16 protein-coding genes are annotated in these 21300 nt (G+C 68.6%); 9 read left to right on the top strand and 7 right to left on the bottom strand.

Translation table 11 applies throughout. The annotated features are described in order from the left end of the window. Positions 1-169: 169 nt before the first annotated feature. From ACTWPB_RS07170 to proB, 9 genes are all read left to right on the top strand, one after another. Positions 170-2848 (top strand): valine--tRNA ligase, encoded by a 2679-nt coding sequence (locus ACTWPB_RS07170; RefSeq protein ID WP_446224898.1) that lies wholly within the window; start codon positions 170-172, stop codon positions 2846-2848. 107 nt (positions 2849-2955) lie between these two features. Further along, positions 2956-4326: a bifunctional tetrahydrofolate synthase/dihydrofolate synthase gene (gene folC, locus ACTWPB_RS07175; protein WP_446226255.1), complete on the top strand. Its 1371-nt coding sequence runs from the start codon at positions 2956-2958 to the stop codon at positions 4324-4326. Next, entirely contained in the window at positions 4323-4718 is a 396-nt protein-coding gene (locus ACTWPB_RS07180; protein WP_446224899.1) for a DUF4233 domain-containing protein, read from the top strand. The genes folC and ACTWPB_RS07180 overlap by 4 nt, the downstream gene beginning before the upstream one ends. A 108-nt stretch (positions 4719-4826) precedes the next feature. After that, the gene (gene ndk, locus ACTWPB_RS07185) at positions 4827-5243 is read left to right on the top strand and encodes a nucleoside-diphosphate kinase (protein WP_266298471.1); all 417 of its coding nucleotides are present in this window, start codon (positions 4827-4829) and stop codon (positions 5241-5243) included. Positions 5244-5765: 522 nt separating this feature from the next. Then, on the top strand, positions 5766-8933 hold the full coding sequence (locus tag ACTWPB_RS07190) for a translation initiation factor IF-2 N-terminal domain-containing protein (RefSeq protein ID WP_446224900.1): 3168 nt from the start codon (positions 5766-5768) through the stop codon (positions 8931-8933). A gap of 262 nt (positions 8934-9195) precedes the next feature. After that, positions 9196-9507 (top strand): 50S ribosomal protein L21, encoded by a 312-nt coding sequence (gene rplU, locus ACTWPB_RS07195; RefSeq protein WP_056821499.1) that lies wholly within the window; start codon positions 9196-9198, stop codon positions 9505-9507. 24 nt (positions 9508-9531) lie between these two features. Then, positions 9532-9798, top strand: a complete 267-nt coding sequence (gene rpmA / locus ACTWPB_RS07200) for a 50S ribosomal protein L27 (protein WP_056821498.1) — start codon at positions 9532-9534, stop codon at positions 9796-9798. A 92-nt stretch (positions 9799-9890) separates the two neighbouring features. Next, positions 9891-11354, top strand: a complete 1464-nt coding sequence (gene obgE, locus ACTWPB_RS07205) for a GTPase ObgE (protein WP_062985264.1) — start codon at positions 9891-9893, stop codon at positions 11352-11354. 106 nt (positions 11355-11460) lie between these two features. Further along, positions 11461-12576 carry a glutamate 5-kinase gene (gene proB, locus ACTWPB_RS07210; RefSeq protein WP_446224901.1) on the top strand — a complete coding sequence of 372 codons (1116 nt, stop codon included), beginning with the start codon at positions 11461-11463 and terminating at the stop codon, positions 12574-12576. Positions 12577-13133: 557 nt separating this feature from the next. Here proB and ACTWPB_RS07215 read toward each other — a convergent pair. The 7 genes from ACTWPB_RS07215 to ACTWPB_RS07245 form a co-directional block, all read right to left on the bottom strand. Then, positions 13134-14753, bottom strand: a complete 1620-nt coding sequence (locus ACTWPB_RS07215; RefSeq protein ID WP_446224902.1) for a hypothetical protein — start codon at positions 14751-14753, stop codon at positions 13134-13136. Further along, positions 14750-15124 (bottom strand): hypothetical protein, encoded by a 375-nt coding sequence (locus ACTWPB_RS07220; protein ID WP_446224903.1) that lies wholly within the window; start codon positions 15122-15124, stop codon positions 14750-14752. Before ACTWPB_RS07220 ends, ACTWPB_RS07215 begins: the two co-directional genes overlap by 4 nt. Positions 15125-15160: 36 nt before the next feature. Further along, entirely contained in the window at positions 15161-15892 is a 732-nt protein-coding gene (locus ACTWPB_RS07225; protein WP_446224904.1) for an ESX secretion-associated protein EspG, read from the bottom strand. Between the two features lie 354 nt (positions 15893-16246). Beyond that, positions 16247-17197, bottom strand: coding sequence for a D-isomer specific 2-hydroxyacid dehydrogenase family protein (locus tag ACTWPB_RS07230; protein ID WP_446224905.1), 951 nt, complete (start codon positions 17195-17197; stop codon positions 16247-16249). Between the two features lie 254 nt (positions 17198-17451). Continuing rightward, complete coding sequence (ligD, locus tag ACTWPB_RS07235) at positions 17452-18411, bottom strand: non-homologous end-joining DNA ligase (protein WP_446224906.1); 960 nt, start codon at positions 18409-18411, stop codon at positions 17452-17454. Positions 18412-18627: 216 nt separating this feature from the next. Continuing rightward, positions 18628-19017, bottom strand: coding sequence for a hypothetical protein (locus tag ACTWPB_RS07240; RefSeq protein ID WP_446224907.1), 390 nt, complete (start codon positions 19015-19017; stop codon positions 18628-18630). A 75-nt stretch (positions 19018-19092) separates the two neighbouring features. Continuing rightward, a complete protein-coding gene (locus tag ACTWPB_RS07245) occupies positions 19093-21216 on the bottom strand; it encodes a RecQ family ATP-dependent DNA helicase (protein ID WP_446224908.1) in 2124 nt (707 codons plus the stop codon). Positions 21217-21300 lie beyond the last annotated feature (84 nt).

Below are 21300 nucleotides of genomic sequence, written 5' to 3' on the forward strand. Positions count from 1 at the left end.
GGCCGAAGCTGAGAATTCCATATGGATTCTGCTCGGCGGGGTTGATCGCCGGTACGATCACAGGTGTAGACGGAGTCTTCGGTGTCCCTCATCCACCGAAGATTCCGTCTTTTTTTGTGCTGGGGTAGGCGGGAAGAAGCTGGTTGCCGCCTCCCCTTAGGATTGGGACGTGACCAGCGCAGCCCCTGACAACTCGCGTAATCGTGCCGATGCCCTGCCCAAGAGCTGGAACCCCAGCGAGGTAGAGGCCGACCTGTACGAGGGCTGGGTAAACGCCGGATACTTCGCCGCCGACGCTGCCTCGGACAAGCCGCCGTACTCGATCGTGTTGCCGCCGCCGAACGTCACCGGCACCCTGCACATGGGCCACGCGCTCGACCACACGATCATGGACCTGCTCACCCGCCGCAAGCGGATGCAAGGCTACGAGGTGCTGTGGCTGCCGGGCATGGACCACGCGGGTATCGCCACGCAGACGGTGGTGGAGAAGCAGCTCGCCGTCGACGGGAAGTCCAAGGAGGACTTCGGGCGTGAGCTGTTCATCGACAAGGTGTGGGACTGGAAGCGCGAGTCCGGCGGGCAGATCCAGGGACAGATGCGTCGCCTCGGTGACGGCGTCGACTGGAGCCGCGACCGCTTCACCATGGACGACGGTCTCTCGCGCGCGGTGCAGAAGATCTTCAAACGGCTCTACGACTCGGGGCTGATCTACCGCGCGGAGCGACTGGTGAACTGGTCGCCGGTGCTGCAGACCGGTATCTCCGACCTCGAGGTCGACCACAAAGAGGTCGACGGCGAGCTCGTGAGCATGCGATTCGGCTCGCTGAACGACGACGAGCCGCACGTCATCGTGGCCACCACCCGCGTGGAGACGATGCTGGGCGACACCGCGGTGGCGGTGCACCCCGACGACGAGCGCTACCAGGCGTTGATCGGCACCACGCTCTACCACCCGATCACCGGGCGCCAGATCCCGATCGTCGCCGACGACTACGTCGACCCCGAATTCGGTTCCGGCGCAGTGAAGATCACCCCGGCGCACGACCCCAACGACTTCGAACTCGGCCTGCGCCACGGCCTGCCGATGCCGACGATCATGGACAAGACGGGCCGGATCGCCGACAGCGGTACCGAATTCGACGGCATGGACCGTTTCGAGGCCCGCGTCAAGATCCGCGAGCGTCTCGAAGCCGAAGGTCGCATCGCCGGCCGCAAGTTCCCCTACAAGCACCAGGTCGGTCATTCGGAGCGCTCCGGCGAGCCGATCGAGCCGCGCCTGTCGATGCAGTGGTGGGTCAAGGTCGACACCCTGGCCAAGGCCGCCGGTGACGCCGTGCGCGAAGGCGAGGTGAAGATCCACCCGGCCAGCCAGGAACCGCGCTGGTTCGACTGGGTCGACAACATGCACGACTGGTGCATCTCGCGTCAGCTGTGGTGGGGCCACCGCATCCCGATCTGGTACGGCCCCGAAGGCGAGATCGTGTGCCTCGGTCCGGGTGAGCAAGCACCAGAGGGCTGGGTGCAGGACCCCGACGTGCTCGACACCTGGTTCTCCTCGGGCCTGTGGCCGTTCTCGACGATGGGCTGGCCCGACTCGACCCCTGAGCTCTCGAAGTTCTATCCCACCAGCGTGCTCGTCACCGGCTACGACATCCTGTTCTTCTGGGTGGCCCGGATGATGATGTTCGGCATGTACGTCAGCGACGATCCGGTGCTCACCGCCGGTAAGGGCGGCCAGAAGCAGGTCCCGTTCGAAGACGTGTTCCTGCACGGCCTGATCCGCGACCAGCACGGCAAGAAGATGTCGAAGTCGCGCGGCAACGGCATCGACCCGCTCGACTGGATCAACTCCTACGGCGCCGACGCGCTGCGCTTCACCCTGGCCCGCGGCGCCCAGCCCGGCGGCGATCTCTCCGTCGGCGACGCGCACGCGCTGGCCTCGCGCAGCTTCGTCACCAAGCTGTTCAACGCCACCAAGTTCGCGCTGATGAACGGCGCGCGCACCGGCGAGCTGCCCCCGCGCGAAACCCTCACCGACGCCGACCGCTGGATCATCGACCGGCTCGACGCGGTCCGCGCCGAGGTCGACACCGCCTTCGACGCCTACGAATTCGGCAAGGCCTGCGAGGCGCTCTACCACTTCGCGTGGGACGAGCTGTGCGACTGGTACCTGGAGCTGTCCAAGGTGCAGTTCGCCGAATCCGACGCGCGCGCCGATGCCACCGCGGTGGTGCTCGGCAGCGTGCTCGACGCGGTGCTTCGCCTGCTGCACCCGGTGATCCCGTTCGTCACCGAGACGCTGTGGAAGGCGCTCACCGGCGGCGAATCGGTGGTGATCGCCCCGTGGCCGCAGGCCAGTGGCATCGCGACCGACGAAGTCGCGGCCGAGCGAGTGGCCGATACGCAGCGGCTGATCACCGAGATCCGCCGGTTCCGCGGCGACCAGGGGCTGGCCGACAAGCAGAAGGTGAAGGCCACCCTCGTCGGGATCGACGAGGCCGGACTCGGCGCGTTCGCCGACTCGGTGGCCAACCTGGCCCGCCTCACCGAACCGGGCGACGACTTCGCCACCACCGCGCAAGTGCAGGTCCGGCTCTCCACCGCGACCGTCACCGTGCAGCTCGACACCTCCGGCGCGATCGACCTCGACGCCGAACGCCGCAGGCTGGAAAAGGATCTCGCGGCCGCGCAGAAGGACCTCGACACCACGACGGCCAAACTCGGCAACGAGGCCTTCCTGGCCAAGGCGCCGCAGCCGGTCGTCGACAAGATCACCGGGCGACGTGATGTGGCCGCGGCCGAAGTGACGCGCATCGGCGCCCGCCTGGCGGAGCTGAGTGCCAAGTGAGCGACATGGGCCCCGGTGACCTCGACCCCGAAGGCGCCGACTTCGGCGGCAGCGACTACCACGCGGCCCAGCGCAACACCGGGCCGTCACCGGTCGACCTCGCCGAAATGGCCCTGGTAGAGGCCGAACTCGACAAGCGCTGGCCCGAAACCAAGATCGAGCCGTCGCTCACCAGGATCGCCACCCTGATGGATCTGCTCGGCAACCCGCAGAACAACTATCCGGCGATCCACATCGCGGGCACCAACGGCAAGACCTCGGTGACCAGGATGATCGACGCCCTGCTCACCGCACTGCACCGGCGCACCGGCCGGATCACCAGCCCACACCTGCAGCTCGCGACCGAGCGGATCAGCATCGACAACGCGCCGATCTCGCCGGCCGGCTACGTGGCGACCTATCACGAGCTCGCACCGTATATCGGCATGATCGACCAGCGCTCGGCCGAATCAGACGGCCCGGCGATGAGCAAGTTCGAGGTGCTCACCGGCATGGCCTACGCCGCGTTCGCCGAGGCTCCGGTCGACGTGGCCGTCGTGGAAACCGGCATGGGCGGCACCTGGGACGCCACCAATGTGATCCACGCGCAGGTCGCGGTGATCACCCCGATCGGCCTCGACCACACCGAATACCTCGGTCCCGACCTCGAGTCGATCGCCAAGGAGAAGGCCGGGATCATCAAGCGCGCCCCCGAGGCGCTGATCCCGACCGACACCGTCGCGGTGATCGCCGAGCAGGAGCCCGAGGTGATGGACGTGCTGCTGCGCCGGGCCGTGGCCGAGGATGCCGCGGTGGCCCGCGAGGGCGCGGAGTTCCGGCTGCTGGAACGGGCCGTGGCCGTCGGCGGGCAGCTACTGACCCTGCAGGGACTCGGCGGCGTCTACGACGAGATCTTCCTGCCGTTGCACGGTGAGCACCAGGCCCGCAACGCGGCGCTGGCGCTGGCCGCCGTGGAAGCCTTCTTCGGCGCTGGCGCGGATCGCCAGCTCGACATCGAGGCCGTGCGCAGCGGTTTCGCGACAGTGGCCAGCCCGGGACGGATGGAACGGATGCGCAACGCGCCGACCATCTTCGTCGACGCCGCCCACAACCCGGCGGGAGCGCAGGCGCTGGCCGCGACGCTCACCGGCGAGTTCGACTTCCGCAAGCTGGTCGGGGTGGTCGCGGTCCTCGCCGACAAGGACGCGGCCGGGATTCTCGACGCGCTCGAGCCGGTCTTCGACGAAATCGTCGTCACCAGCAACGGTTCACCACGGGCCATGGATGTGGACACCCTCGCCGACCTGGCCGTGCAGCGCTTCGGCGATGAACGGGTGATCACCGCCGATACGCTGCCCGACGCGCTGGAGTCGGCGATCGCGCTGGCCGAGCAGGCGGGCGACGAGGGCGACGTGATCTCCGGCGCCGGTGTGATCGTCACCGGGTCGGTCGTCACCGCGGGTGCGGCGCGCGCCCTGTTCGGAAAGGCTCCGGCATGAGTGAAGTGCCTCCGCCCGCCAACGATCCGTGGAAGGGGCTGCGCGGGGTCATGGCGGGGACCTTGGTCCTCGAGGCGATCGTGGTCCTGCTGGCGCTGCCGGTGGTCGCCGATGTCGGCGGCGGTGTCACCTGGATTTCCGGGACCTATCTTGTGGTGCTCTCGCTGCTGATGATCCTGGGCGCGGGTGTGCAGCGCAAGCCGTGGGCGATCCCGTTCAACCTGGGTCTGCAGGTGTTGCTGCTCGCGGGCACGTTCATCCACCTGTCGATCGGCGTGATCGCGGTGGTGTTCATCGCGGTATGGGCGTTCATCCTGATCCTGCGCTCGGACGTCCAGCGACGCATGGACGCAGGCCTACTCCCCAGCCAGCGAACCCAGAAGAAGCCCTGACGGTTGCCGGGTACGCAGGCCTACTCCCCAGCCAGCGAACCCATCCGAAGCCCTGACGGCTCGAGGGCCCGATCGGCGTGCTGACCCGGCCGACGCTAGGGTTACCCCGTGACTGAGCAGACTTTGGTACTCATCAAGCCGGACGGTGTCTCCCGGGGCCTCACCGGCGAGATCCTCGCGCGCATCGAGCGCAAGGGCCTCACCTTCCAGGCGCTGGAGCTGAAGAACGTGTCCGCGGAACTCGCGGCCGAGCACTACGCCGAACATGCCGAGCGGCCCTTCTTCGGCTCGCTCATCGAATTCATCACCTCCGGCCCGGTCGTCGCGGCCGTGCTCGAAGGCCCGCGCGCGATCGCGGCGTTCCGTCAGCTCGCCGGTGGCACCGACCCGGTGGAGAAGGCCGTGCCCGGCACCATCCGTGGCGACTTCGGCCTGGAGACCCAGTTCAACCTGGTCCACGGATCCGACTCGCCCGAGTCCGCCAAGCGCGAGATCGCCCTCTGGTTCCCCGAATTTCCCGCCTGACCCGCATCGGTCAGCAGTAGTTGGACACCCGGTCAGGCGGTATCGGACTCCGCTCGGCCGGGTCGCCCTCGCTCGCTGGATCCGCCGGGTAAAACGACGGTCGTGAGCGGGGCGGAGTTCGCGTGAGTTGCGCCGATGGCGATCCCCGCGCGAACCGTATGGGATACTGACAATGGATGTGTTCGACGCCGACCTGTCGCGCAGGTACGTGACGCGGTGTCGGACATGACCGGATGACACCGCGGTTGATGCCGATCATCGCTGCCACGGACGACCCTGTTGCTGGGGTTGCCCGCGCAGGCACGCTGGATGAGCGCTCGAAAGCGCGGTGCCACGCCGTACAGCCAGGCGCCGTGTGACCGGTTGGCGCGCCAGACGATCGATCAAGGTGCGACCGGACACGCGGGGCGAGACCAGATGACCCTCGTACCATCGGGTACGAGGTGCACGGACGATGCCCCCGCGTCGGCCGCGTCACTCCCGTACCGGGGATGGACGCGCCCGGGGGCCCGAGGAGACTTCGTGGCCGAAAAAGAGCCGCTGGACACAACACAACAGGATGCCGATCAATTGCCGGAGCGAATTCGAGTTCATGCACTGGCCAAACGGTTGGGAGTGACCAGCAAACGCATCCTGGCCAAACTGGCAGAATTGGGCGCCGAGGCGCGCAGCGTTCAATCCAATGTCGACCGCTCGGTCGCCGAAACGGTGCGCGACGCGATCGCCGCCGCTGACGCCGAACCCGGCGCCCCCGACGAATCCGCAGCACCCGCACCCACGACGCGCGCGAAGAAACGTGCCGCGTCCACACCTGTCGCCGAGCAGCCGGCCGACACGTCAGCGGCGCCCGCGTCGCTGTTCTCCGCGCCGCACGTCGCGCGCACCGACGAGGTGTTCGCCGCGATGCGCGAGGACGCGCACACCGATCTGTTCACCCACCGGGTGTCCGAAACCCCCGTGCGGGCCGAACCGGTGACCTTCGAGGCGCCCGCCTCGGTGGGTATGCCGCTGTTCCTCCCGCCGGACGCCACCGCCGCCGAGGAAGCCCGCAAGCGCCGTCGCGCCGAGCGGACTCCCCAGCGGACCGAAGAGCCCGCCGCACCGCCCGTCGCGGAGCCCGTCGCGCAGGCCGAGGAGCTCGACGCCGAGGTCGAGGACGAGTCCGCCGATCAGTCCGGTGACCACGACGCCGACGGCCAGCCGCGTCGCCGCCGTCGTGGCCGTCGTGGCCGCGGTCGCGGTCGTGGCGAGCAGTCCGCCGACGGCGAGGACAACGAGTCCGACACCGAGGACGACGACACCGACGAGGCCGAGCAGCCGGCCGAGCAGGTCACCGACGAGGCCGAACAGGCCGAAGACACCGAATCCGAGACCGAGGACGAAGACGGATCCGCCGATGGCACGAGCCGTCGCCGCCGTCGCCGCCGCCGTCGCAAGGTCGGCGGTGACTCCGCCGACGCCGAGGTGGCGACCGAGGACGATCCGCCGAACACCGTCGTGCACGAGCGCGAACCCCGCAACAAGAGCCGCGGCCGTTCCAGCTCGAGCAACTCCGACGAAGTGCAGGGCATTTCGGGCTCCACCCGCCTGGAAGCCAAGCGTCAGCGTCGCCGTGACGGCCGGGAAGCCGGGCGTCGCCGTCCGCCGATCCTGACCGAGTCGGAGTTCCTGGCCCGCCGCGAGGCGGTCGACCGGGTGATGGTCGTGCGCGAGAAGGCATTCGACCCCGCCGAACACGCGCCGGGCCACCAGACCACCACCCAGGTGGCGGTCCTGGAGGACAACATCCTCGTCGAGCACTTCGTGACCAGTTCCGGTCAGGCGTCGATGGTGGGCAATGTCTACCTCGGCAAGGTGCAGAACGTGCTGCCCAGCATGGAAGCGGCGTTCATCGACATCGGCCGCGGCCGCAACGGTGTGCTCTACGCCGGTGAGGTGAACTGGGAGGCCGCCGGTCTCGGTGGCCGCGAGCGCAAGATCGAACAGGCGCTCAAGCCCGGCGATCAGGTGCTGGTGCAGGTGTCCAAGGACCCGGTCGGGCACAAGGGCGCCCGCCTGACCACCCAGATCTCGCTCGCCGGTCGCTTCCTGGTGTACGTGCCCGGTGGCACCTCCACCGGGATCAGCCGCAAGCTGCCCGATACCGAGCGCAAGCGGCTCAAGGAGATCCTGCGCGAGATCGTCCCGTCCGACGCCGGGGTGATCATCCGGACCGCGTCCGAGGGTGTCAGCGAGCCCGAACTGGCGCGCGACGTCGAGCGGCTGCAGGCCGCCTGGCGCACCATCGAAGAGGCCGCCGCCAAGGAGACCAACGCACCGAAGGCGCTCTACGAAGAGCCCGACATGCTGGTCAAGGTCATCCGCGACCTGTTCAACGAGGACTTCGCCAAACTGGTCATCGAGGGTGACCGCGCGTGGAGCACCGTCGAGACCTACGTCCGCACCGTGGCGCCCGACCTGCTGGGGCGGGTCAACCGGCACGAGAACAACGGTGTCGACGTGTTCGACGCGTTCCGGATCGACGAGCAACTGGCCAAGGCCCTCGATCGCAAGGTGTGGCTGCCCTCGGGCGGCACGCTGGTGATCGACCGCACCGAGGCGATGACCGTCGTCGACGTCAACACCGGCAAGTTCACCGGCTCGGGCTCGTCGAACCTCGAAGAGACCGTCACCAAGAACAACCTGGAAGCGGCCGAAGAGATCGTGCGCCAGATGCGGCTGCGCGATATCGGCGGCATGATCGTCGTCGACTTCATCGACATGGTCCTCGAATCCAACCGTGACCTGGTGCTGCGTCGTCTCACCGAGGCGCTCGGCCGCGACCGCACCCGGCACCAGGTATCGGAGGTCACCTCGCTGGGCTTGGTCCAGATGACCCGCAAGAAGCTGGGCACCGGACTGGTCGAGGCGTTCTCCACCACCTGTGAGCACTGCCACGGTCGCGGGATCCTCGTGCACTCCTACCCGGTGGATGCCGGGTCCGGCGTCGAGGAGCCGCGTTCGAAGGAGGGCGGTTCGCGCCGTCGCCGCGGCAAGGACCGCGACAAGCCCGCCGCCACCGCGGCACCGGCGACCAACGGCACCGCCCCGGCCGCCGAACACACCGAGGAGGACATCGCGGTCAAGCGAGCCCACCCGGTGGTGCTGGCGATGGCAGGTCATCACGACGACGAGCACACCGACGAGCACACCGAGGTCGTCGAGGAAGCGCCCGCCGAGCCGACCAGGTCGCGCTCACGGTCGCGGTCGCGCCGGTCGGGTCGTGGTGCCGCTGCCGCGAATACCGAGCCGAGCACCGAGGGTCCGCTCACCGGGGTCATCTCCGGGGAGGCAGAGCCCGAGGCCGCCGAGGTCGAGGAGGAAGTGGTGAGCGCGGCGCCCGCCGATACCGCCGCGGTCGCCGAGACTCCGGTCGTCGAGGCCGCGCAGCCCGAGACGTCACAGCCCGAACCGGCTCCGGCCGCCGAGGAACCCGCACCGCGGGCACCTCGTAGGCGTCGCGTAGCCCGGTCGACGGCAGCGCCCGCACCGGACAGCACGGGAGCCGTGTTCGTCCTGACGGCGAATGAACAGCCGCCCGCAGCGGCTGTCGTGGACTTCGCCGCGGAGCCGGTGGTCGTCCCGGAACGCAAGCCGCGCCGTCGCGCCGTGGGTCGTCCCGCGGGCGCTCCGGCCGCCGAACCGAAGTAACCCGACGCTTGCGTGCGCGGATTCGTCCGCGCACGCAAGCCCTCGATTCGGGCCCTGACCGGCCGAATTGGGGGAGTGGATACCGCTCTGGTAACCTAGGTCGGTCGCTGCCCAGTGATTGAGCATCTGGCCGAACAGGCCGGGTGTATACCGCAGGCAGCAAACGTTCTTCCCCCGCTCTTGCGGGGATGAGCCCAGGAATACGCGTCGCAGCTGCGGCGTGGACATGTGCAGGACCAATGTGAGTGGAGGAAGCCGACCGATGGCAGCGTACGCAATCGTCAAGACCGGCGGAAAGCAGTACAAGGTCGCGGTCGGTGACCTGGTGAAGGTCGAGAAGATCGAGGGTCCCGTCGGCACCGCCGTGGCGCTGACCCCGGTTCTCGTCGTCGACGGCGCCGATCTGACCACCGACGCCGACAAGCTGGCCAAGATCTCCGTGGCCGCTGAGGTCATCGACCAGACCAAGGGCCCGAAGATCCGGATCCACAAGTTCAAGAACAAGACCGGCTACCACAAGCGCCAGGGTCACCGTCAGCCGCTGACGGTCATCAAGGTCACCGGCATCAAGTAAGAATTTTCCCGAGGAGACGAAGCAATGGCACATAAGAAGGGCGCATCCAGCTCCCGGAACGGCCGCGATTCGAACGCACAGCGCCTCGGCGTGAAGCGCTTCGGCGGCCAGAAGGTCAGCGCGGGCGAGATCCTGGTCCGTCAGCGTGGAACCCACTTCCACCCGGGCGTGAACGTCGGCCGTGGTGGCGACGACACGCTGTTCGCCCTCGAGGCGGGCGCGGTCGAGTTCGGCACCAAGCGTGGCCGTAAGACCGTCAACATCGTCGTACCGGAGCCGGTCCAGGCCTGACCGCCTGGAGCTTTCGCTCCCCACAGACACCAGAGCGGGTCAGGGTTGATTCCCTGACCCGCTCTTTGGTGCACAAGGAGGATGATCAATCCATGTCCAAATTCATCGACCGCGTCGTGCTGCATGTTCGTGCCGGTAGAGGTGGACACGGTTGCGCCTCGGTGCATCGTGAGAAGTTCAAGCCGCTCGGCGGGCCCGACGGCGGCAACGGCGGCAGCGGTGGCGACGTGATCCTCGAGGTCGACGCCAACGTCCACACCCTGCTCGATTTCCACTTCCACCCCAACGCCAAGGCAGGCAACGGCAAGCCGGGCGAGGGCAGCAACCGCGAGGGCAAGAACGGCGCCGATCTGGTGCTGCAGGTCCCCGACGGCACGGTCGTCGTCGATGACGACGGCAAGGTGGTCTGCGACCTCGTCGGCGCGGGCAACCGATTCATCATCGCCCGTGGCGGCCGCGGTGGCCTCGGCAACGCCTCGCTGGCGTCGAAGGCCCGCAAGGCGCCCGGTTTCGCGCTGCTCGGTGAAGAGGGCGACGAGGTCGATGTCGTTCTCGAGCTGAAGTCGGTCGCCGACGTCGGACTGGTCGGTTTCCCGTCCGCGGGCAAGTCGTCGCTGGTCTCGGTGCTGTCCGCGGCAAAGCCGAAGATCGCCGATTATCCGTTCACCACGCTGGTTCCCAACCTGGGCGTCGTGCTGTCCGGCGACACGACCTTCACCATCGCCGACGTGCCCGGCCTGATCCCCGGCGCCAGCGAAGGCCGCGGCCTCGGCCTGGACTTCCTGCGCCACATCGAACGCTGCGCGGTGCTCGCCCACGTCGTCGACTGTGCGACCCTGGAACCCGGCCGCGACCCGGTCTCCGACGTCGACGCGCTCGAAGCCGAGCTCGCCGCCTACAAGCCCGCTTTGTCCGGTGACGCCAGCCTCGGCGATCTGGCCGACCGCCCGCGCGTGGTGATCCTCAACAAGACCGACGTGCCCGATGCGGCCGAGCTGGCCGAAATGGTGTCCGCCGAGTTCGCCGAACGTGGCTGGCCGGTGTTCGAGATCTCCGCCGTGAGCCGCGCGGGCCTGCGCCCGTTGACTTTCGCGCTGGCCGACATGGTTCGTCAGTATCGCGAGGATCACCCCAAGGCCGCGCCCAAGCGCACCATCATCCGCCCGATCGCGACCGACGAGACCGGTTTCAGCGTCATCGCCGACCCGGAGGAGGCGGGTGGCTTCATCGTGCGCGGCACTCGCCCCGAGCGCTGGATCCGGCAGACCGACTTCAACAACGACGAGGCCGTCGGCTATCTGGCCGACCGGCTGGCGCGGTTGGGTGTCGAAGCCGAGCTGGTCAAGCAGGGTGCGCAGCCGGGTTGCCCGGTCACCATCGCCGGTGTCACCTTCGAATGGGAGCCGATGATCTCGGCGGGTGTCGATATGCAGCCGACCGGCCGCGGTACCGACCTGCGACTGGAGACCAACGACCGTATCGGTGCGGCCGAGCGCAAGCTCGCCTCGCAGGCGCGGCGTGGTCTGCTCGACGAAAACGGCGAACGAAAAGAGTGAGAGTGGTCGCGTCCGGCGAAATTCGCTGTCGGACAAGACCATTGGATCGGCATACTGCGATGGGTTGGCGAGGTAGCTCGGTGATCGTGGTGCAGGGAGTTGAACGATGCAGGTGGGTTCGGAGCTGAGTCAGGGACGCGCGGCGATCGTGTCGGCGCGCACCGTCGTGGTGAAGATCGGTTCGTCGGCGTTGACCAGCCTCGAAGGCGGGCTCGACACCGGCCGACTCGATCTGCTGGCCGACGCGGTCGAAGCGCGGATGCGGGCCGGTTCGGATGTGGTGGTCGTGTCCTCGGGCGCGATCGGTGCGGGACTCGCACCGCTCGGCCTGTCGAAGCGGCCCAAGGACCTGGCGACCAAGCAGGCCGCGGCCAGCGTCGGCCAGCTGGCCCTCGCTCATGCCTGGGGTACGTCGTTCGCCCGCTATCACCGCACCGTCGGCCAGGTCCTGCTCTCCGCCGACGATTTCGCCCGCCGCGAGCATCACCGCAACGCTCAGCGCACCCTCGACCGGTTGCGTTCGCTCGGCGCGATCGCGGTGGTGAACGAGAACGACACCGTCGCCACCGAGGAGATCCGGTTCGGCGACAACGACCGCCTCGCGGCCCTGGTGGCGCATCTGGTCGGTGCCGACGCCCTGATCCTGCTGTCCGATGTGGCTGGGCTCTACGACGGTGACCCGCGCAAGGGTGCCGCCAACTTCATCCCCGAGGTGCGCGGCAGCGCCGACCTCGACGGTGTCATCGCGGGCAGCGGTGGCGCGCTCGGCACCGGCGGCATGGCCTCCAAACTCTCCGCCGCCCGCCTCGCCGCCGACGCGGGCATCCCCGTCCTGCTGGCCTCGGCCGCCGATGCCTCGTCGGCCCTCACCGACGGCAGGGTGGGTACCGCCTTCGCCGCCCGCCCGATCCGCCTGTCCGGCCGTAAGTTCTGGGTCCGCCACGCCGCCGACCCCCGTGGCGCGGTCATGCTCGACGCAGGCGCGGTCGACGCGGTAGCCCAGCGCCATTCCCTGCTGGCCGCGGGAATCACCGGCATCCGCGGCCGCTTCTTCGGCGGCGACGTGGTCGACCTGGTCAGCCCCGACGGCGAGGTCGTCGCCCGTGGCGTCATCGAATACGACAGCACCGAACTCACCTCCATGCTCGGCCGCTCGACGACTGATCTCCCTGACACGATGCAACGTCCGGTGATCCACGCGGACGATCTGGTCAAGGTCTGACGCTGTGTTTATTGGCGCGCTGGCGCGCGCGTGTCCGCGGCCCCAAGGGGTCGCCGGTCAGGCGCCGGTGCTTGCTCCTTCGTCGCCTGCGCACCGGCGCCTGACCGGCGACCCGGCCGCGGACCGGCCACTTCGTGGCCGCCGCTCCTAGGGGTCGCGGGTGGTGGCTGGGAGTGCGGTCATGGCGGATTCGAGGATTGACGGTGTGGCGGGTGGCAGCCCAAGGTTTGACGGTGTGGCTGGTGCGGGTAGCCGGCCCAAGGGTATGTGGGCGTGGCCGGTGTGGGTAGCCGACCCAATGTAGTGGGTGTGGCTGGTGCGGATAGCCGACCCAAGGTATGTGGGTGTGGCTGGTGCGGGTAGTCGGCCCAATGTAGTGGGTGTGGCTGGTGCGGGTAGCCGGCCCAAGGTATGTGGGTGTGGCTGGTGTGCGGGGCTGGCCCAAGGGATGTGGGTGTGGCTGGTGTGCGGGGTGGCTGGCCTGGGGTTTGTGGGTGTGGCTGGGAGGTCCCGGGTACTCCGAGGGAGAGGCTCGCTGACGTACCGGCTTCGGCGATCTACTGCTGCGGGACTACTCCGGGCTGATCGGTCTCGGGCGGCCGCGCCTTGGGTGTGGCGGGCTGTGACGGTGACACGTCGGACCCGGGAACTGGGCCGGTGACACCGGGCTGTCCGCCCGGGTCGGACATGTCGGGCATGCCTGGTAGCGGAAGTGGTTGTGGCGCTTGGCGGCCGGGTGGTGCCGGTGAGGCCGGTTGTTCCGATGTCGGTGCGGGGGCTTCGGTCGGCCGCGGGGTTTCTACGGTCGGGGGCTTCGGTGTCGGCGGATTCGAATCCTGCTGTGTTGGTGGCTGGTTCGGCTGCGTGAGCGGGGGAGCGGGTGCCTCGCTGGGCGAACTCGACGGTGGAATGGTCGGGCCCTGGCTCTGTGGAGCGGGCTGTTCGGTGGATGGCGCAGGCACTTCAGTAGTGGGTGCGGGTCCTTCGGTGGTGGGTGCGGGCGCTTCGGAAGATGGTGCGGGCGCTTCGGTGGTGGGAGCGGGTGGTTCGGAAGATGGTGCGGGCGGCTCGGTGGTGGGAGCGGGTGGTTCGGTAGACGGTGCGGGCGCTTCGGTGGTGGGTGCGGGCGCTTCGGAAGATGGTGCGGGCGCTTCGGTGGTGGGTGCGGGCGCTTCGGAAGATGGTGCGGGCGCTTCGGTGGTGGGAGCGGGTGGTTCGGAAGATGGTGCGGGCGGCTCGGTGGTGGGAGCGGGTGGTTCGGTAGACGGCGCGGGCGCTTCGGTGGTGGGCACAGGTAATTCGGAAGATGGCGTGGGCGGCTCGGTGGTGGGAGCGGGTGGTTCGGTAGACGGCGCGGGCACTTCGGTAGTGGGGGCGGGGGTCTCGGGTGTCGGAGGCTGGGGAGTGGAGCCCTGACCTTGGGGCGCAGGGATTTCCGACGGTGCGGGAGTTCGGGGTGCGGGGTCTTCGCCTGGCGTCACAGTGGCGCCTGGTGCCGGTGCATCACCGGGCGCCGCGCCGGATTCCGGTTCCTGCGCCGACTCCGGCGTATCGTCCTGTGGCGCGGAGGGGTTCGTGCCGGGGCTCGGAGTCGACCCGTTGCCCGGCGAGGATGAACCACCTCGGTCCGAGGGCGATGGCGTCTCCCCCGGTGCGGTGGGCAACGCCGGGACACCGATTCCGGCAAGCGAATACGCCGGCTTGTAGATCATGTTCATCGCCAGCACCGCTTCCTGGCGCAGCGCCTCGGCCGCCATCTGCGCGTCGATCACCTGCGCGGACTCGAGCAGACGGGCGATCGCCCCGATCGGCCCCGACCCGCCCGGCGCGACCACGGCCAGCTTCACCGCCTCGGCGGCCGCGGCGACACCACCGAGACGAGCGCCGACTTCGGCCATCACCACGGCGAGTTCGTCGATGGAGGCGGCGAAGCTGCGGGTACTCGCGGCGGCCGCATCGGCGGCGGTGCCGGACCAGCCGGTGTCGTTGATCACCCGGTCGGCGCCGGATTTGGTCAGCGGCATCGAGGTGGTGAGGGTAGCGGCGGTCTCCAGCCAGGTCATCGACGCACCGAGAATGGCACCGGCATCGATCTGCTGGGCGCGCGTGTAGATCTGTTCGTGCGGCATGGATTCGAAATGTTCCATCGCACTGATGTAGGTGGGGTCGGTGCTCATCCGCGCACCCTCGTATCGACGGCGCGCAGGGCGGCGGCCGCGGCGGCGTCGGCTTCCTCGTAGAGGCCGGCGCTGAGCAGGAACGCCTCTTTCATCCGGTAGGCCGCCTCGATATAGCGGTCGAGCAGTTCGGCGGCGTCGCGTGCCTTGTGGGCGAAGCCCGCCTGCAACTGCTGGGCGGAGACGAACCCGCCGAACCCCGCTGTCTCGGCGGCGTTCTCGAGCCCCTGACGCAGCTGGGCGAGGTGCTCGGCCTGCTGTTCGTAGAGGTCGGCACACCGGCGCGCGGCATCGGGATCGAACGTCAGTGTCCCCGCCGCGGCGGCACTGCGGAACCGGGAGATATCGGCTCTGCTGCTCTCGATCGTCATCGCGTCTCCCCTCCAGATGATGCGGTGGAGTCCAGGTTAGCCGGACCTTCTGCTGTGCGAACTGTGCGCCGGCACCAACCTGCGCTGTAACTGCGCGGCGAGTTGCCCAGTGGACGCGGGCACCACGTGCACGGTTTCGCCCGCGCGTAGCAGGTAGCGACCATCGCCTGCCACGTCGATCCAGCTGTAGTGCACCGGCGGGTTCGGTACCGGACGGTCGAGCCCGGTTTCGATGCGAATGTGGCCCTCGGCTGTGTGCGGCCTGCGCAATAATCGCTGGATACGTGGCACGGCGGGATGGGTCGCGAGCACGGTTTCCTCGTCGCGCACCGCGTCGGTCGCGGCCTCGCGCGCGGGTTCGCGTCCGGGCGGGGTATCGGGCAGACAAGCCGCTACGCGGGCGCCGATCCCCGCACTATGCCCGATCGAAACACGAACGCTGCCACCGTAATCGGGCCGGGTACTCGGATCTTGCACTACCAGCACCGCGTGGTCGTAGACCGCGCAGGCGAGTAGCCGGATTTCGCTGCCGGGAGTATGGGCGCCGCCGACCAGCACGATCCTGGCGTGCGGTTCGGCGATGATTCGCAGGCAGGCGGCGAGGTCGGGGTCGCCCCCGGGTAGTCGGTCGTGCAGCCCCGCGCGTAATCGGGCCGCGTCGTTCTCGGTGTGCGGTGACTCGAGCACGCGCAGCGGAAACGGCATGCGGTCCTGACCCGATTCCCGCCAGACGTGCGCGAATTCGTCAGCGGTGAAGGTCCATCCCATTGCCGATCCCATCCTTACCGAACCAGGACGGGGACAGCCTAACCCGCGGTGTCCGATTCCGGCGTGCCGATCAACCCTCATACCTCCGAATGGAATCTTTGCCGCTGATGAGCACCTCAGTTGAGTATTTCGGCGGACGCTCGGGTCGGCCAACCCTTCTACGTTCAGGACTGACCCCGTCGAAGGGAGCTGTCATGTCCGATATCAGGCGGCGCGCGCGAATACTCACGACGGCGCCGGCGGCCGCTCGTCTTTACCTCCGCGGCCGCGTGTGGTGACGATTCCGGCCCGAAGACCTACTACGGCGACGAACGATACGCAGCCGGATCGCCGCTGGGTGAGCAGCCGGATCCCTCAGTAACCCCGCGAGGTCTCGATAATCGCCGCCAACGGCTCACCCGCGACGAACCGCGCCACATTCGCGCCGACATGATCGGCGAACGCCGCCAACCGCAGCTGTGGCGGGTTGGAATCGTGCGGAGTGATGATCGCGTTCGGCAAGGTCCACAGCGGGTGCCCGTCGGGCAGCGGTTCCGGGTCGGTGACGTCGAGTCCGGCGCCACCGATCAACCCGCGGGTCAGTGCGTCGACCAGTGCGTCGGTGTCGATCAGGCTGCCACGGGCCACATTGATCACCCACGACGAGGGCTTGAGCCTGGACAGTTCGTCCGCGCCGATGAGGTGGCGGGTCTGCGCCGTCGCCGGTGCCGCGACCACCACATGATCGGTATGCGACCACACCCGGGTGAGCTGATCGGTGGGCACCGTCTCGACATCGGCGGGAATGCCGTGACCGCGCACGGGGCGTCCCGACCGGTTCACCGCGATCACATGGGCGCCGAGCGGAGCCAGCATCGGGATCAACGCGCACCCGATCCCACCCGCGCCGACGATCGTCACGGTCTTCCCGCGCAACGACCCGATGTGCGGGAAGAACTCGCGCTGCTGCCACGACGTCGCCCGCAACTGCTCGGGCAGATACCGCACCCCGGCCAGCAGCATCATCAGCGCGTGTTCGGCGACACTGTGCGAGAACGCCCCTGCCGCGGAGGTGAACAGCACGTCGGGATGCGCGGTGAACACGCCCGCGTCGAAGAAGTCCTCGATCCCCGCGGCGGGCAACTGCGCCCAGCGCACCGACGACGGCAGGGTCGCCGGAAAATCGCCGGGTTCACCGGTCCAGATCAGTGCGTCGGCTTCCGCGAGCTCACCGACCCGAGCGCCCGCTCCGACGACCGCTTTCTCGAGCAAGCGCGGCGCCGAATGATCCGGGGCGATCGCGATCGTGGTCGCGGATTCCTGCACAGAGACCTCCTGGGTCGATCGGCTGTCTGCGCCGCACTGCGCGGCTCGAGCGCTGTCATCGGTCCCGCGCGCGGTACCGGACTCTGATTCTTCCTCGTCGCTGTCGACGGCGCCGCCGCACCCTCCCTGTCCCGTCCCGGCGCGCGGTCCTCGACCGCGGTTTCGTCTGGTGCGCACGGCGATCGGCTGGTCGTGACGCTCATCGGCCCGCGGTCCGCCGCCTCGCGGTCTCGGGTGGCCTCAGCCGGGACGGCTCACGATTCGTCGAGGTCGACGGGCTCTTCGACGCCGTGCCGATCGGCCAGTTCCAGCAGGGGTGCGATGTCGAAGACAGCCTGGTCCATGTCGGCCTGTAGGTCGCCGAGCTCGGCGTATCGCGCAGGCACGGTCGCGATGGTGAAGTCGCGCGGCGCGATGTCGTCGATCTCGGTCCAGCGAACCGGGGTCGACACGGTCGCTTCCGGTACACCCCGCACGGAGTAGGCGGCGGCGATGGTGTGGTCGCGCGCGTTCTGGTTGTAGTCGACGAACAGCTGCGCGGGATCGCGGTCCTTGCGCCACCAGGCCGTTGTCACATCCTCGGGCGCGCGTCGCTGCACCTCCTGCGCGAACGCGAGCGCCGCCCGTCGGACCTGCCCGAACCCGTACTCCGGCGCGATCCGCACATACACATGCAGCCCGGACCCACCCGAGGTCTTCGGCCAGCCGATGGCTCCGAGCTCGTCGAGTACCTCGTGCACCACCCCGGCGACCCGCTGCACCCGCGACCACGGGCAGTCCGGCATCGGATCGAGGTCGATGCGCCATTCGTCGGGCGACTCGGTATCACAAGCCCGCGAATTCCAGGGATGGAACTCCACCGTGGACATCTGCACAGCCCAGATCACGTCCGCGAGCTTGTGCACACACAGCTCGTCGGCATGCCTGCCATAGCGCGGAAAATGCACGCGCACCGTCGGAATCCAGTCCGGCGCACCCGCGGGCACCCGCTTCTGGTGCACCTTCCCACCGGGTAGCCCCTTGGGAAATCGGTGCAGCATGCAGGGGCGATCCCGCAAGGCGTTGACGATCCCGTCCCCGACGCTCAGGTAGTACTGCACCAGGTCGAGCTTGGTCACGCCGAGCTCGGGAAAGTACACGCGGTCGGGATTGCTGACCCGCACCGTGTGCTCACCCACCGATAGTTCGATCGCGGGCGCCGCAGACTTGGCCACCCGCCCAACGATAGACGAGCAGGCCCGCTCCCGACGGGGAGCGGACCTGCGTCGTAGTGCGGCTGTTCGCTACCAGCGGCTGTTCTCGGCCGGCGGCGTGTAGTTAGCGGAACATCAGGAACAGGACTCACTATAAGTAGATGTATACGTATAAAACAAGAGGCAAAAGAGTCCGCACGGATCGACTCCGTGCGGACCGCTACGTTCGGGGCGGAACTACAGTTCGTAGACGCCGAACGCCCGGTTCTGGATGCACATCGGCATGACATGGACCCGGTCGGTCCATTCGAATCTGGCTGCCGCCTCGACGGTTTCGCGTTCCGCGACACACACACTCGCGGTGCCGGGCATGGTCAGCGGGTTGAGCACGGCCAGCGGGATGCCTGCGTGAACGCCGCTGTAGAGGCCGCCGCTGAAGCACAGCGGCGTGATGGCGATGCCGCGGATGGCGCTCTCGCGGTCGGCGGCGGCCTGAGCGCCGGGGACGCCGGCGCAGTCGAGGGGGTTCTCGTTCGACGCCTGGGCGGGAACGGTCAAGACAGTGAATCCGGCCGCACAGCCCGCGGCAACGGCCATCAGGGTTCGAGCAAATGTGGTCCTGGTCATAGGCGCATTCAAGCACTGGTGATGGTGGGCGCACACAATCTGGGCGGCGTGTTGGGCTTTTGGTGTGTGGGCGGGTCAGGTGGGGGTCGCCAGCGCGAAGGGGAGGATAGCGTCGGCGCCGCTGGTGCGCAGGGCGTGGGCGGCGACGGTCATGGTCCAGCCGGTGTCGGTGAGGGTGTCCACGAGCAGGATCGGGCCATCGACCCCGGAGAGGTCGGGGACCTCCCAGGAGTCGAACAGCCCGGCCACGCGGTGGGCGGAGTTCGCCGCCGAGACCGGGGGGCGGTCGGGTCTGGTGTGGAGGGTGCCGAGGTTGTCGAGCCTGCCGATCTGGGCCAGGCGTGCGGCGAGGCTGGTGGTGAGCTGGGGGTAGCGGGGGGATTCGAGGGCGAGCACCGAGGTGGGACGGGTGTTCCAGGTCCAGTCGCGGAGCACCGCGATGCAGGCGTCGAAGACCGCGTCGGGTACCGGTGCGTCGGGGGCGTCGAGCAGGGTGCGCAAACGCATACCCCAGCCGAGATCGGTGAGCCGGCCGAGTACGCGGCCGGTTTCGGCGCCGCCGGAGATCTTGCCCGACAAGGGGATTCCCAATTTCGCCATGCCGCTCGGCCACTGTTTGCGGGGGGCGAGGTCGAGGCCGGGCCGGTCGAGGCGGGCTCGGGTGGCGGCGATCGCGGCGTCGTCGACGGTGGTGTCGGGGCGGGTGCCGGTGCAGTTGTCGCAGCGGCCGCAATCGAGGTCGGCTGTCGCCGGCCCGGCCAGGCCGGGGTCGTCGAGTTGGCGGCGCAGGAAGGTCATCCGGCACGTAGCCGTCGACTGATAGTCGATCATCGCTTGCTGTTCGGCGTCGCGGGCCGCGGCCAAGCTCTCGTAGCGCTCGGTGTCGTAGATCCAGTCCTGGCCGGTCGAGAGCCACCCGCCGCGCACCCGCCGCACGGCACCGTCGACATCGAGCACCTTCAGCACCATCTCGAGCCGCGATCGGTTCAGCTCGACGAGCGGTTCGAGCGCCACCGTCGACAACGCCCGGTCGGTATCCAACGCGGCGAGCACCGAGCGCACGATGTGCTCACGCGGGAAGGCGACGGAGGCGAAGTAACTCCAGATCCGCGCGTCCTCGGGGCCCGGCAGCAGGACGACCTCGGCGCGCTCGGTGCCGCGGCCCGCGCGACCGACCTGCTGGTAATACGCGATCGGCGAGGACGGGGCCCCGACGTGCACAACGAAACCGAGATCCGGCTTGTCGAAGCCCATCCCGAGCGCCGACGTCGCGATCAGCGCCTTGACCTCGTTGTTCAGCAACGCGGCCTCGAGTACCTCGCGTTCGGCGGGGTCGGTCTGGCCGGTGTAGGCGGCGACAGTGTGGCCGTGTGAATTCAGCAGATCGGCCAGATCGTTGGCCGCGGCGACGGTGAGGCAGTAGATGATGCCCGAGCCAGGCATCCGGTTCAGCTGTTCACCCAGCCAGGCCGTGCGTTGCACCGCGTCGTCGAACCGCACCACCGACAGGTGCAGCGACTCACGATCCAGCGTGCCGCGCAACACCAGCGTGTCGGTGCCGATCTGCCCGGCCACATCGGTGACCACCCGGTCGTTGGCGGTCGCGGTGGTCGCCAGCACGGGCACATCGGATCCCAGGTCGGCGATCAGCGTGCGAATCCGGCGGTAGTCGGGGCGGAAGTCGTGCCCCCAGTCCGACACACAGTGCGCTTCGTCGATGACGACGAGCCCGGCGTCGGCGGCCAGACGGGGCAGCACCTGATCGCGAAAGTCCGGATTGTTCAACCGTTCCGGACTCACCAACAGCACATCGACCTCGCCGTCGGCCACCCGCTGATGGATCTCGTCCCACTCGGTGACATTGCCCGAGTTGATCGTGGCCGCCACCACCCCGGCCCGCTCGGCGGCCGCCACCTGGTTGCGCATCAACGCCAGCAGCGGCGACACGATCACCGTCGGCCCACGCCCGGCCCCCCGCAACAACTTGGCCGCGATGAAGTACACCGCCGACTTTCCCCACCCGGTCCGCTGCACCACCAGCGCCCGCCTGCGCGCCACCACCAGCGCTTCGATCGCGATCCACTGATCCTCCCGCAACCGCGCATCGGGCCCGGCAAGCTCGCGGAGCAGCTCCTCGGCTCGTTCGCGCAGGTCGGGAGCCGTCAGGTCGAGCACATCGTTGCCTGCGGGTGAGGTCATGCGCCTATCGTGCCGCACACGTCCGACAGGTTCGATGGGCAACACAGACGGCTCGCCGCGTTCGGGTGGCTGTCGCATCATTCG

This window comes from Nocardia sp. IBHARD005 (assembly GCF_052814245.1).